This is a genomic window from Paenibacillus chartarius, assembly GCF_042432825.1.
Classification (GTDB): domain Bacteria; phylum Bacillota; class Bacilli; order Paenibacillales; family NBRC-103111; genus Gordoniibacillus; species Gordoniibacillus chartarius.
In genome coordinates this window covers 201471-213903 of sequence record NZ_JBHLWN010000031.1, presented here as the reverse complement: position 1 = coordinate 213903, position 12433 = coordinate 201471, and the positions used below count along the sequence as shown (strand labels likewise).

Genomic DNA, 12433 nt, shown 5'->3' with positions numbered 1-12433 from the left:
CGTCGCCCGAGAAGGGCTTGACGGCCGGGCGTTTTTTTGTCGCGATTGCCGGGATTGGCTGTGCTGCGGGGTGAGGCTGGAATCCGTTGTTGTAAGGATAAGGGATTTTCAAGGTTTTATTTTGCTAATTTTACCAGTTTATTGGGAGATAACGGATTGTGTGCTGATCCGTTATTTCCAATTGCTAACGAATCGATAGATGAGTGTTGCGGGGCCGGGCTTTGTTCAACATACAGGGAAGCTGGGCGCCAAGGTCCCATGCGGGAAGATAGACGCGGGGATGTGCGACCCCCCGCGGAGATTACTGGCGCCTGGATATCTGAGTCCCGTTAGGACCTTTGAAGATTGGATGGTCGAAGCATGCAAGAACTTTGGCGCATTGATGCGTCAGGCCTTCGCTAGCGAGAAGAGGCCGGCAGGGCGGCCAAGTAACGGTCGAGCATGGCCGCCATCTCCGCCCGTGTCATTGCTCGCTCGGGCTGGAACTGCCCGTTCTTGGCGCCGTCGATCACACCGGCGCCGGCGAGGGCGGCGATGTCCGCCGCCGCCCAATACGTGCCCGGCACGTCGGCGAACGGCGCAGCCGAAGCCGCCGGCACCGCCGTGCCGGGCACGGGCAGCGCGAGCCGAGCCGCGCTGCCGTACCGCTGCAGAAGCGCCGCCGCTTCGGCGCGCTTCAGCGGGCTGTCCGGACGGAGCGTCCCGTCCGGATAGCCCTGCAGAAGGCCGCTGCGCACGGCCTTCTGCAGCGACGCGTACGCCCAGTGGCTGGGCGCAGCGTCGGTGAAGGCGGTGCTCGCCTCCGGCGAGCACCCGTACACGGCGCCGGCGACCGATGTCGCCGGTGCCGCAGCGGCATTGGAGCCGCCCGAAGCTTGCGGCTTCATGACCGGGGCCTTACCGCCGGCCCCCGATTTCAACGCCGCCACCGTATCCGCCGCACCATCCGCTTCCGCATCATCCGCCGCCGCAGTACCGCCGGCTCCCGCATCGACACATGCCGGCAGCGGCATAGCCCGTTCCAGCATCGTGACGAACTCGGCGCGCGTCATGGCCCGTTCCGGCATGAAGCCGGACCCTGCGCCTTCGACGATGCCCCGCTCGTGCAGACGCAGCACAGCCTCCTTGGACCAATGACGGCGCAGATCCTGGAACTCGCCCAGACTTGGGTCCGTCGGCGGGTAGTAGGCTTCTATCCCGCTTGCGATTCCGGCGGCCATCCGTCTGCGGGCGTTGTCGTCCGCCAGCAGCTTCGCGTCGCCCGCATTCGAGAGAAAGCCTGTCTCCACGAGAATGCTGGGAACCGTCCCCATGCGCACGACGTATACGGCGCTCTTGGTCAGCCCTAAATCCGCCGTCCCCGCCGCATCGACAAGCCGGTTTTGCACGTTCTGGGCAAGTGTTCGGCTCTCCGGCGTCAACGCCTTCATCTCGGCGCTGGCCGGGTAATCGGCTTGAGGTGCGGAATCGTCGTAATAGAGAACCATGGAGCCGTTCGTCGACGGCTGCTTATACCAATTCGCATGCACCGAAACGAACAAATCGCCGCTCTGCTCGTTCGTGAATTCCACCCGCTGCGGCAGAGACAAGTACACATCGTCCGTACGCGTCATGACCACCTCGTAGCCGCGGCGCACAAGCTCGTCGCGCAGCTTCAGGGAAATGTCCAAATTGACATAGCTTTCGTAAAGTCCGTTCACGCCGCGCGCCCCCGGATCTTTCCCGCCGTGACCGGGATCGACGACGACCTTGGCGGCATCCGCGGACGCCGCAGGCAAGGCCATCAGTATGGCGGCGCCGAGGGTAACCATTTTCAAAAGTCTGGTCATGATGTTCCGCTCTCTCCTATGCTTGCAATCTACTCTAGTATTCTACCTAAAGCGTTCGCAGCCTGTAATCCGGTAATGTCCGCCATTACGCGGATTCGACATTGCCAGTTCAAGGAAGCGACAAGTATAATAACGTTGATTGCAACCATGTACGAGAGGACACCCCACCGATGAAAAAGAACAACTGGACGCTAGCCTTATTTCTCATCATTGGCATTATTGCGGGAACGATCGTCGGCGAGCTGCTGTCGCAAGTCAATGGTTTGTCCGCACTGACGAAGGCCGCGAGGATCCTATGGTCACCCAGCGCCGATCTGCTCGTCGTCAAATATGATCTGAACCTTCAGGTCAAGCTAAATATCGTAAGTATTCTCGGCTTGCTCGGCGGCTTCTGGCTGTACCGCAAGTTGTAACAATAAGGAGAGATCCGAACCATGTCCGATTTCAAAATGATCGTGCTCGCCTCATCATCGCCGCGCCGGCAGGAGCTGATCCGGGCATTCGGCCTTCCGTTCGAAGTGAAGGTCAGCAACGTCGACGAAACGACCGAGCCCGGGCTGCCGCCTGCAGACATTGTAGAGTCATTGGCGCTGCGCAAGGCGGAAGCCGTCTTTCAAACGCTTGAGCCATCCCGGCAAAATGACTCCGTCGTCGTCGGTTCCGACACGATCGTAGTTCTGGAGGGCGAAGTGCTCGGCAAGCCCCGGGACGAGGCGGACGCGTTCCGCATGCTGTCCGGTTTGCAGGGGCGCTCGCATTACGTGTATACCGGTCTGGCATGTATCGGTAAGCCGTTCCCGGAACTTGCAAGCATAGAGGAAAGCCGGATTCCAATGGGAACGACGGGCGGCTATCGGGTTCGAGGCAGCGGAACGGTCGGCCATACGGTTACGAAAGTTACGTTCAGGCCGCTTACGGAAGCGGAAATCCGCGGTTATATCCGTACGGGGGAGCCGATGGACAAAGCCGGGGCTTATGGGGTGCAGGGAATCGGCAGCGTCATGATCGAGCGGATGGAAGGGGACTTCTACAGCGTTATGGGGCTTCCCCTCAATTTGCTTTACATGATGCTGGCTGTATTCGGTCTCCACCCGCTGTTAAGCGATCGATAATGGGACGCTACCGATCGGCTTCCGGCAGCTCCGCCTTCAGACAGGGGAGCTGGACCGGCATGACATGGCACATGCACGCTGTTGATCGCGGCAGACCCCGAAGCGACATGAAGAAGACGAAATCGGGTACGGGGGACACCATTCAAGCGCTCTCTCGGCAGCTTCAGCTGCTACCGCACGATAGCGGCGCCGAACCATACGCTCATACCGGTGCCTGCGTGACGGGTGCCGCGATGTACGGGAACGAGACGCCGATATAGGACCGGGCTTCCGAAAGAAAGCGGCGCTCAAAGTTTTCTAAACGTACAGGAACGACGAACCGCTACAGTGGGTTAACCGGCGTATGGATCATCAGTGCCTGCCAGTCTAAGGAAAACCCCGGCCAGTATGCCGGATACCAAGATCGGGGGCGAAGAGAGAGGAAGGACCGGTGAGGACCGGCGGAAATATGGAGAATACAGCGGCTTTTGAAGTTGAGGGCAAGGGGCTATCTCTCGCAAAATGTGTTGGCTAGCTGATGTCACGGGTGGTGACTTTACCGTAAAAGTTGTTTCTGTCCGTGCTTTTTTCCTGTTTCCGATGCGGGCCACCTTGACGAATAGGATCTGTAAAAATTACAATAACAGTAGCGAACAGTGTTAGCCAGAGGGGGATGTTGCACCGATGAACAGCGAGTTCACCATTGCCGTACACAGTCTCGTGCTGCTAGCCTCGAAGCCGGATTGCATGGCTACAAGCGATTACATCGCCGTCAATGTGGCGACTCATCCGGCCCGGATCCGGAAAGTGATGAGCCTGCTGCGCAAGGAGGGCTATGTTCGAACGAAGGAAGGCATCGGCGGTGGCTTTAGCATCAATTGCAATCCGGAGCGTGTGACGCTGGCCGAAATTTACCGGCTGACGTCGTCGGGAACGCTGCGTCCTTCATGGTGTTCGGGTGACGAGAGCAAGGAATGTCCGATTTCCTCGAATATGAAGCAGGTTATGGACGGCATCTTCGGCGAGGCGGAGCTTCATATGGAGCAGTACTTGGAGAAGCTTACGATCGCAGGCGTGCTTGAGCAGCTTCAATGCGGCGGCGGCGAACGGAAGAAGTTCAATATACAGCGGTAACCTTCCCGGCGGGGCGGTATGCCGCTTTTTTATTTCCTTGTATGTTCCCCTCCAATGCGAACGTAATCCAAATAATGGTATGCAAAGGCACATTTCCATGTTATACTGTGGAAACTAGCCCCAGCCGCCGGTTCGTGCGGCGGAGAAAGAGGAGATCACATGGAAGCTGCCCCGAAGCTTCACTTGACGATGCGCGAGCTGCCCGCGGAGGAGCGGCCGCGCGAGAGAATGCTGCAGAGCGGGCCGGAGGCGCTGAGCAACGCGGAGCTGCTGGCGATTTTGCTGCGCACAGGCACCGCCGAGCAGTCGGTTATCCGGCTTGGCGAGCAGCTCTTATGCGAAGCAGGCGGTTTGCGAGGCCTTGTCGGGATGAGCACGGCGAAGCTGATGCGAATTCGCGGCATTGGCGCGGCCAAAGCGATGCAGGTGCAGGCGGGCATCGAGCTCGGACGAAGGCTCGCCCGAATGACCTCCGCCGACAAAGTGACGATCCGCTCACCCCGGGACGCTGCAGAGCTGATGATGGATGAGATGCGTTTTCTGAACAAGGAGCACTTTGTCGCCTTGTTTTTAAATACGAAGAATCACCTGATCGCCAAAGAGACGCTGTCGATCGGCTCGCTTAACGCATCGATCGTGCACCCGCGCGAGCTGTTCAGGGCGGCGATCGAACGAGGCGCGGCCTCCATCATTTGCCTTCACAATCATCCAAGCGGAGACCCGACCCCCAGCCGGGAAGACATCGAGCTGACCGTCCGTTTGGACGAAGCGGGCAAGCTGCTCGGCATCGAGCTGCTCGATCATATCGTCATCGGCGATTCGCGCTGGATCAGCTTCAAGGAGCAAGGCTTGTTTTAATGCTTGTAGAATATTGTCGTTTGTTGTTATAGCCGGCCGCAATCCCGCGGATGGCGCCGTTATACCAGGGGGTACGTGGAGGGACTGCCGTATCATTGTATCGATTGGTTATTTTGGTGTACAATAATCGATATTGCCTGTCTTGTCTTGGGCTTCGCCGGTTATTCCGGTGCACGATACATGTCGCAGTCCTATTCGGAAGGAGTATCATCATGTTTGGAACGAAAGATTTGGGCATCGATCTAGGTACCGCGAACACGCTTGTCTATGCGAAAGGGCGCGGGATCATCCTGCGCGAGCCTTCCGTCGTTGCCATTCGCACCGATTCGAAGACGATTGAGGCGGTAGGCGACGCAGCGAAGAAAATGATCGGCCGTACTCCTGGCAATATACGCGCCATTCGGCCGATGAAGGACGGGGTTATCGCGGATTTCGAGACGACGTCGACGATGATCCGTTATTTTATGAGGCAGGCGCAGAAGCGCTCCGTCTTCGGACGCCATCCGAACGTGATGGTTTGTGTGCCGTCCGGTATTACGGCTGTGGAGAAGCGCGCCGTCGAGGACGCTACGAAGCAGGCGGGGGCGCGCGAAGCCTATACGATCGAAGAGCCTTTCGCCGCAGCGATCGGCGCCGATCTGCCCGTGTGGGAACCGACCGGCTCGATGGTCGTCGATATCGGGGGCGGTACGACGGAGGTTGCCGTCATCTCGCTGGGGGGCATCGTCACAAGCCGATCGATACGCATTGCTGGCGATGAGATGGACGAAGCGATCATGCAGTATATTAAGCGAACATATAATTTAGCGATCGGCGAGCGCACGTCGGAGATGCTGAAGCTGGAGATCGGCTCGGCGCTGCCGCTGGATAAAGAAGAAACGCTGGAAATTCGCGGCCGGGATTTGCTGTCGGGCTTGCCGAAGACGATCACGGTTTCCTCCAATGAGATTACGGAAGCTTTGGCCGATACGGTCTATGCAATTGTCGATGCGGTGAAGGTAACGCTTGAGCGCTGTCCGCCGGAGCTGGCGGCCGATATTATGGATCGCGGGATCGTGCTGACGGGCGGAGGAGGCTTGCTGCGCAACCTCGATAAGCTGCTCGCGCGAGAGACCGGGATGCCGGTGCTCGTTGCCGAGAATCCGCTGGATTGCGTTGCGATCGGCACGGGTCGGGCGCTGGAAAATATTCATCTGTTCAAGGTCCGATCGGGTCCGACCAGCAGAGCGAAACGCTAAAGCGGGTTAGAGGGTGTAGTCGTTGGTCAAATTCATGGGGAATAAGAGGCTTTTCTTTTTGCTGCTTGGAATGATCGTGTTTATAGTGCTGATGGCCTTGACGATGGGAAGCCGCAGAGGCTTTACATGGCCGGAGAAGTTTGTCAAGGATACCGTGGCTACGACGCAAGGTTGGATGTACAGGCCCGCTGCCGCTATAGCGGGCTTCTTTCAGGATTTGCGAGACTTGCAAATCATTTACCGCGAGAACAAAGAGCTGAAGAAGACGCTGATGCATTATGCTGAAGATACACAGCGGCTTAATGACCTCGAAGCGGAAAATAAACGGCTGCAGAAGATGCTCGAGTTCACCGAGCGGCAGAAGCAGGCGGACAATTACAAGTACCATATCGCTAATGTCGTAGCGGCCAGCACGGACGCTTACAATCGCACGATTTCGATTGATCTCGGCGAGATGGACGGCATCAAGAAAGATATGGCAGTCGTTACCGATGCGGGATTGCTCGGCCGGATTCAGAATGTGTTTCCGTTTCATTCCGACGTTCAGCTGCTTAACAACTTGAACGATACCGACAACAAAACGAAGGCGATTTCCGTTACGGTTCGCGGCAAAGAAAGCTCGTCATTCGGCGTCATCGAGACGTACGAACGCGACCGAGCCAGCGGCAGCGATTATCTCGTCATGACGAAGGTTGAGCACGATCCGACACAAGGGATCGAAGTCGGCGACACGGTCGTTACCTCGGGCCTCGGGCAAGTGTTTCCGAAAGGCATCATGGTCGGGAAGGTCGTCTCTATCGGTGTCGGCGAATTCGGCATCACGCCGCGCATTCTTGTCGAGCCGTTCGCCTCGTTCACGCAAATCCAAGAGGTATTCGTCGTCGAAGTGCCGGAGCTGAGGTGACGCATGAGACGCCATTATATCTGGATGCTGCTGTTCGTCCTTTTGCTGCTGCAGGGGACGGTTATGGTGTGGCTCATGCCGGCGTCGTGGCAAAGCGTCACGTTTGTCGTGCCGCATTTTACGTTGACGGTCGTTATTTTTGTCGGTTTGTATATAGGGCGTCATCCGGCTCTCATTTATGGCATTATTTTCGGATTATTGCAGGACTTTTTATTTTACGGGACGATGCTCGGCGTCTATTCGTTCGGGATGGGGCTTACCGGCTACCTGGCCGGACTGCTGCAGCGAAGAGTACCGGGAAGCTTAATGTATAGACTGATCAGTGTCGGTCTCGGTCAGTTTTTGTTCAATGTCATCAATTACGGCTTAAATCGGTTGTTTAACGTGACGAAAGCTCCGTTCGAGCACATGCTGACGTCCCAAATGCTGCCTAGCCTGCTGTTCAACGTCGCCTTTGCGCTGCTTATTTATGTGCCGCTCCGGCGATTGCTGGAGAAAGTGGGGGAAGGCGGAAAATCCGAACAGGACGAGTAGATTTCACGGAGGTCAAGGAGGAGTTTCGCCACTCTAAGCCGAATGGTATAGGGTGGGAGGTCAGAACGACTCATGACGGCAGATAAGCATTACGTAACGATAAAAGGCATCAAGGACGGTCTTGTGTTTCGTCTCGACGATACGTGCGAGTGGGACGATCTGCTGAAGGAGCTGCAGCACAAGCTGGAGAAGACACATCATCGGATTCTGACTGGACCGATTATTCATGTTCATGTAAAGCTCGGACAGCGCACCGCTACGGATGAGGATAAAGATCGGATCCGGAGCATCATCGGCACCCGCGGCAACTTGCTCATTCAATCGATCGAGTCCGAGGCGGACCAGCCCGAACAAGACGCGGAGCCTCCGCTCAAGATACTGAAAGGAATTATCCGGTCCGGGCAAACGCTTCGCCATGACGGGGATTTGTTGTTCCTGGGGGACGTAAACCCGGGCGGTACGATCGAGAGCACGGGCAGCATCTATGTGATGGGGGCGTTGCGAGGGATGGCGCATGCGGGAACCGGCGGAGACGACGAGGCCATCATCGCCGCTTCGTACTTAAGGCCGACCCAGCTACGGATTGCCGGCATCATCAGCAGACCGCCGGATGAGTGGGGCATTGAAGAAGCCTATATGGAATTTGCATATATTCAAGACGGACGAATGGAGATCGATAAGCTGCAGCATTTAGCCCGTATCAGGCCGGGCAGCGGCATACCGAATCCGATCTGAGCTAAAGGGAGGAGTTCGACATGGGAGAGGCTATCGTCGTCACTTCAGGCAAAGGCGGCGTCGGCAAGACGACGACATCCGCCAACATCGGTACGGCACTCGCTTTGAACGGGAAGAAAGTGTGCATGGTCGATACCGATATCGGCCTGCGCAATCTTGACGTCGTGATGGGGCTGGAAAACCGTATTATCTATGACATTATCGATGTCGCGGAAGGCCGCTGCCGCCTGCAGCAGGCGTTGATTAAAGATAAGCGCTTCGAGCACTTGCACTTGCTGCCGGCTGCGCAAACGAAAGATAAAGACGCCATAACTCCGGATAAAGTAAAGGCGATCGTACTTGAGCTGAAGAATGAATTCGACTTCGTTATCATCGATTGTCCTGCCGGTATCGAGCAAGGCTTCCGTAATGCTGTGGCGGGTGCGGATAAGGCGATCGTCGTAACTACGCCTGAGAATGCAGCCGTAAGGGATGCCGACCGAATCATCGGGCTTCTGGAGAAAGCCGGCATTTCGTCGCCGAAGCTGATCATTAACCGGATTCGGCCCAATATGATGAAGAATGGCGAGATGCTGGACATCGATGAAATATGCTCGGTGCTGGCCATCGATCTGCTCGGGATTGTACCTGACGATGAATATGTCATTAAAGCGGCGAACACTGGCGAGCCGACGGTCATGAGTGCAGACTCCCGGGCATCGCTTGCGTTCCGCAATATCGCCCGCCGTATACTTGGCGATACCGTACCGCTGATGCCGCTTGAGGAGAAGGCTGGCGTTCTGCGGAAGATGAAGAAATTTCTGGGGATCGGGTCGTAATGGCGATCTTGTCCAAATTGAAAAGGATGGATCCGGCCATCCTTGTAATTATGTTCATTTTCATGGTTATTTCCACCCTGCTCATTCAAAGCGCTACTGTCGATGATCCGAAAATCAAAGTCAGTGTTGCCAAGAGCCTGGGACTGTACGGTGTAGGGATCGTGGCCTTCATCGTAACGAGCTTGTTCGACTACAAATGGCTGATGAAGATCGCGTTCTATTTGTATGGGGCCGGTCTTTTGCTGCTAGTTGGGGTATTTCTGTTCGCTTCGGAAAAGAACGGAGCGAGGGGCTGGTATCAGCTGCCCGGGGGTTATCTGGATTTCCAGCCGGCCGAGCTGATGAAATTCGTGCTGATCCTTGTCGTTGCGTCCATGTTGGCGCGGCGCGGCGGCGAAGCGCTGGAGATGAAGCGGGACGTCATTCCGACCGGGCTCGTCGTATTCGTGCCGTTCATGCTCGTTATCGCTCAGCCAGACCTTGGTAATGCGATTATTTATTTGATTATTTTGCTCGGCATGTTCTGGATCGGAAACATCAAATATTCGCATGTCTTGATCGGTGCGCTTCTCGTCGTTGGCGGGGCTGCGTTGTTTCTTTACTTGTACTCGCATTTCCATGATCCGATCTACGCGTTTATGGAAGGCAAAGGCGTAAGCCACTGGGCCGACCGGATCGATACGTTCCTTGATCCGAGCTCTGTGGACAAAGACAAGAAGTATCAGCTGGAGAGGGCGATTACGGCGATCGGCTCCGGCGGACTGCTGGGCGAAGGGTATATGAACGGGAATTCCGTGCACAGCGCAAGGGTTCCATACGCGTATTCCGACTCGATCTTCGTCGTAGTCGGCGAGGAATTCGGTTTCGTCGGCGCAGCGGTTCTGCTGCTGCTTTATTTTTGGCTGATATACCGGATGATCTTAATCTCCATTCAAGCGACGACCTTGAGCGGATCGTTTATTATCGTCGGAGTCATCTCCATGTTCGTGTTTCAAATCTTCGAGAATGTAGGGATGTTGATCGGATTAATGCCTCTTACCGGCATTACGCTTCCGTTCATCAGCTATGGAGGAACGTCGCTGGTGATCAATATGCTGTCGATCGGACTCGTAATGAGCGTCAGGATACATCAGGAGAAAGAACAAATGTTTTAACGGATAATGACGCATGGCAGTGATAAAGCTGCTGTGCGTCTTTTTTTGTTGGTTAGGAAATGATGTGAGTCAAATTTCTTTGTTATCCGAGCAGTCTTACGTCTAGTTGATCGTTTATGGGCAAAAATCCATGTACATGTACAGGAATCTTTACCGTACCCGGGATGTGTAGAGCAAATGCCTGCGAATCTCAGTAATCGAACCGTGGAAAACCAGCCAGACTCAGATTCCTGCACTATTGCAGGCTTTCTTCTACAAATGACCCCGTGCTGAAGCTTGGGCCGCATAGGAGGTTTTTCTCCTCGTTAAGCGGTAATTGGAGTAGGTTACGCCAAAGAAAAGTATCACTCCATACCTTGGCTGATTCCGCTACGGTAGCGTTATGCCGGGATAAAGACGCCAAGCAACAAGCACTATTTTGCACAACCAGATTAACGCCGTAAATCTATTCGTCCAAGGACGGCGCAAGCCGTTTTCTTGCTTAGAGGAAGAAGAGCGGCCGCTTGCAGAAAAAAATCTCAAATTTAAGATTGACAATATTGAGTTATCCGGATATGATAAGTTCATGAAGTAATTAATTATTAGCGGCATACTAAAAGTAAGTTAATTTGAGGAGGAACTTTATTATGACAAAAGCAGTATGGGCAGTTGACGCTTCGCACAGCTCGATCGAATTTTCGGTACGGCACATGATGATCGCCAAGGTGAAGGGCTCTTTCGAAAGCTTTACAGCGCATATTGAAGCGGATCCCGCCGATTTGACGACGGCCGATATCCGGTTCGAAATCGACGTCGCCAGCATCAATACGCGCAATGGGGACCGCGATGCACATCTTCGTTCCGGTGACTTCTTCGATGTAGAGAAGTATCCGAAGCTTACGTTCCAATCGACAAGCATCAAGAAAGTCGGGGAAGGCGAGTATGAGGTAACCGGCAATGTGAGCTTGCACGGCACGACGCTGTCCGAAACGTTTTCCGTAACATACGAAGGCGCCGGCAAAGATCCATGGGGCAACGAGAAGGTCGGCTTCAGTGCGGCCGGAAGTGTTAAACGCAGCGACTACGGGTTAACCTATAATGCAGTATTGGAAACGGGCGGCGTGTTGATCGGCGACGAAATTAAAGTTTCGATCGAAATCGAGGCATCTCGTCAAGCGTGATAGCGGGGGGATAAGGATGGGCGAGCAATCAACGTTCAAGCGAACGATTAAGCGAAGCTGGAGCGTATCGCCGAAGCCCGGCAGCGGCTCTCATCTTCAAGTGGCGCGCGTGCTGGAGCCGGGGCATTGGGCGGAATTCGATCCGTTCCTCGTCATGATGGAAGACTGGTTCCGTCAAGGCACGTTCGGCTTTCATCCGCATCGCGGCATCGAGACGGTTACGTTCGTCTTGGAGGGCAGTCTGAAGCATGAGGATAATCACGGCGGCCGCGGCGTGCTGCGGCCGGGGGACGTGCAGTGGATGACCGCAGGCAGAGGAATTATCCATTCCGAGGATCCGCTGCCGGGTGAAACGGTGCACAGCCTGCAGCTGTGGATTAACCTTCCGAAATCAGCGAAAATGACGGAGCCGCGCTACCAGGATCTGCAGGCGCAGGACGCTCCGGTACGCCGCGTCGAAGGCGGCTTTGTCCGCGTATTCGGAGGCGCTTCGGGCGATACGTCCGCAGCTACGCTGCAGCATCAGCCCGTCAAAATCGTGGAAATCGTGCTGGACGCGGAGGCGATCCTAACGGAGCCGATGCCGGCCGACTATAATGGATTCCTCTATATCCTGGAGGGCAATGGCCACTTCGGCAAAGAGCAGTCGTACGGGGAGCACGGCCAAGTGCTTTGGCTGGACAGATCGGAGGAGGCGGCCGAATCCGAACTAACCATCCAGGCGAAGCAGCCGCTGCGGGCGCTGCTTATCGCCGGAAAGCCGATCGGGGAGCCGGTCGTGGCTTACGGGCCGTTCGTTATGAACTCCCGGGAAGAAATTGTCCAGGCATACGCAGATTACGAGCAAGGCAAATTCGGCCCGATTCCCCAATAATAGGCAGAATCAACCCGCACGCCCGAGAGAAGGGGAGTGCGGGTTTGCCGTTGTATGCGCGTCAAAAAAATAATGCCGGGGGCTTAATCGTCTTGTCCGCATGC

Annotated in this window: 14 protein-coding genes; 13 read left to right on the top strand and 1 reads right to left on the bottom strand. The window is 55.7% G+C overall.

What is annotated here, in order from left to right; genetic code table 11:
* Positions 1-398: 398 nt before the first annotated feature.
* Positions 399-1829: an N-acetylmuramoyl-L-alanine amidase gene (locus tag ACFFK0_RS09025; protein ID WP_377469797.1), complete on the bottom strand. Its 1431-nt coding sequence runs from the start codon at positions 1827-1829 to the stop codon at positions 399-401.
* A 170-nt stretch (positions 1830-1999) separates the two neighbouring features.
* Between ACFFK0_RS09025 and ACFFK0_RS09020 the strand changes: the two genes are divergently transcribed.
* From ACFFK0_RS09020 to ACFFK0_RS08960, 13 genes are all read left to right on the top strand, one after another.
* The gene (locus tag ACFFK0_RS09020) at positions 2000-2242 is read left to right on the top strand and encodes a DUF4321 domain-containing protein (RefSeq protein ID WP_377469796.1); all 243 of its coding nucleotides are present in this window, start codon (positions 2000-2002) and stop codon (positions 2240-2242) included.
* Positions 2243-2263: 21 nt separating this feature from the next.
* Positions 2264-2941, top strand: a complete 678-nt coding sequence (locus tag ACFFK0_RS09015) for a Maf family protein (protein WP_377469794.1) — start codon at positions 2264-2266, stop codon at positions 2939-2941.
* 59 nt (positions 2942-3000) lie between these two features.
* A complete protein-coding gene (locus tag ACFFK0_RS09010; protein WP_377469793.1) occupies positions 3001-3201 on the top strand; it encodes a hypothetical protein in 201 nt (66 codons plus the stop codon).
* 403 nt (positions 3202-3604) lie between these two features.
* Complete coding sequence (locus tag ACFFK0_RS09005; protein ID WP_377469792.1) at positions 3605-4054, top strand: RrF2 family transcriptional regulator; 450 nt, start codon at positions 3605-3607, stop codon at positions 4052-4054.
* A gap of 159 nt (positions 4055-4213) precedes the next feature.
* Positions 4214-4912 carry a RadC family protein gene (radC, locus tag ACFFK0_RS09000; protein WP_377469791.1) on the top strand — a complete coding sequence of 233 codons (699 nt, stop codon included), beginning with the start codon at positions 4214-4216 and terminating at the stop codon, positions 4910-4912.
* Positions 4913-5124: 212 nt separating this feature from the next.
* The gene (locus ACFFK0_RS08995) at positions 5125-6150 is read left to right on the top strand and encodes a rod shape-determining protein (RefSeq protein ID WP_377469790.1); all 1026 of its coding nucleotides are present in this window, start codon (positions 5125-5127) and stop codon (positions 6148-6150) included.
* 34 nt (positions 6151-6184) lie between these two features.
* Positions 6185-7054, top strand: a complete 870-nt coding sequence (mreC, locus tag ACFFK0_RS08990) for a rod shape-determining protein MreC (protein ID WP_377469953.1) — start codon at positions 6185-6187, stop codon at positions 7052-7054.
* A gap of 3 nt (positions 7055-7057) precedes the next feature.
* Positions 7058-7588 carry a rod shape-determining protein MreD gene (gene mreD, locus ACFFK0_RS08985; RefSeq protein WP_377469789.1) on the top strand — a complete coding sequence of 177 codons (531 nt, stop codon included), beginning with the start codon at positions 7058-7060 and terminating at the stop codon, positions 7586-7588.
* Between the two features lie 72 nt (positions 7589-7660).
* Positions 7661-8323: a septum site-determining protein MinC gene (minC, locus tag ACFFK0_RS08980; RefSeq protein ID WP_377469787.1), complete on the top strand. Its 663-nt coding sequence runs from the start codon at positions 7661-7663 to the stop codon at positions 8321-8323.
* 20 nt (positions 8324-8343) lie between these two features.
* Positions 8344-9141, top strand: a complete 798-nt coding sequence (gene minD / locus ACFFK0_RS08975) for a septum site-determining protein MinD (RefSeq protein ID WP_377469785.1) — start codon at positions 8344-8346, stop codon at positions 9139-9141.
* Positions 9141-10295: an FtsW/RodA/SpoVE family cell cycle protein gene (locus ACFFK0_RS08970; protein WP_377469784.1), complete on the top strand. Its 1155-nt coding sequence runs from the start codon at positions 9141-9143 to the stop codon at positions 10293-10295. The genes minD and ACFFK0_RS08970 overlap by 1 nt, the downstream gene beginning before the upstream one ends.
* Positions 10296-10921: 626 nt before the next feature.
* A complete protein-coding gene (locus ACFFK0_RS08965) occupies positions 10922-11455 on the top strand; it encodes a YceI family protein (RefSeq protein ID WP_377469782.1) in 534 nt (177 codons plus the stop codon).
* A 16-nt stretch (positions 11456-11471) separates the two neighbouring features.
* The gene (locus tag ACFFK0_RS08960; protein ID WP_377469781.1) at positions 11472-12329 is read left to right on the top strand and encodes a pirin family protein; all 858 of its coding nucleotides are present in this window, start codon (positions 11472-11474) and stop codon (positions 12327-12329) included.
* Positions 12330-12433 lie beyond the last annotated feature (104 nt).

What these genes read in the sequence shown, in the direction of transcription:
- ACFFK0_RS09025 (WP_377469797.1), bottom strand. Translation starts at nt 1,829, where the DNA reads ATGACCAGACTTTTGAAAATGGTTACCCTCGGCGCCGCCATACTGATG.
- ACFFK0_RS09020 (WP_377469796.1), top strand. Translation starts at nt 2,000, where the DNA reads ATGAAAAAGAACAACTGGACGCTAGCCTTATTTCTCATCATTGGCATT.
- ACFFK0_RS09015 (WP_377469794.1), top strand. Translation starts at nt 2,264, where the DNA reads ATGTCCGATTTCAAAATGATCGTGCTCGCCTCATCATCGCCGCGCCGG.
- ACFFK0_RS09010 (WP_377469793.1), top strand. Translation starts at nt 3,001, where the DNA reads ATGACATGGCACATGCACGCTGTTGATCGCGGCAGACCCCGAAGCGAC.
- ACFFK0_RS09005 (WP_377469792.1), top strand. Translation starts at nt 3,605, where the DNA reads ATGAACAGCGAGTTCACCATTGCCGTACACAGTCTCGTGCTGCTAGCC.
- radC (WP_377469791.1), top strand. Translation starts at nt 4,214, where the DNA reads ATGGAAGCTGCCCCGAAGCTTCACTTGACGATGCGCGAGCTGCCCGCG.
- ACFFK0_RS08995 (WP_377469790.1), top strand. Translation starts at nt 5,125, where the DNA reads ATGTTTGGAACGAAAGATTTGGGCATCGATCTAGGTACCGCGAACACG.
- mreC (WP_377469953.1), top strand. Translation starts at nt 6,185, where the DNA reads ATGGGGAATAAGAGGCTTTTCTTTTTGCTGCTTGGAATGATCGTGTTT.
- mreD (WP_377469789.1), top strand. Translation starts at nt 7,058, where the DNA reads ATGAGACGCCATTATATCTGGATGCTGCTGTTCGTCCTTTTGCTGCTG.
- minC (WP_377469787.1), top strand. Translation starts at nt 7,661, where the DNA reads ATGACGGCAGATAAGCATTACGTAACGATAAAAGGCATCAAGGACGGT.
- minD (WP_377469785.1), top strand. Translation starts at nt 8,344, where the DNA reads ATGGGAGAGGCTATCGTCGTCACTTCAGGCAAAGGCGGCGTCGGCAAG.
- ACFFK0_RS08970 (WP_377469784.1), top strand. Translation starts at nt 9,141, where the DNA reads ATGGCGATCTTGTCCAAATTGAAAAGGATGGATCCGGCCATCCTTGTA.
- ACFFK0_RS08965 (WP_377469782.1), top strand. Translation starts at nt 10,922, where the DNA reads ATGACAAAAGCAGTATGGGCAGTTGACGCTTCGCACAGCTCGATCGAA.
- ACFFK0_RS08960 (WP_377469781.1), top strand. Translation starts at nt 11,472, where the DNA reads ATGGGCGAGCAATCAACGTTCAAGCGAACGATTAAGCGAAGCTGGAGC.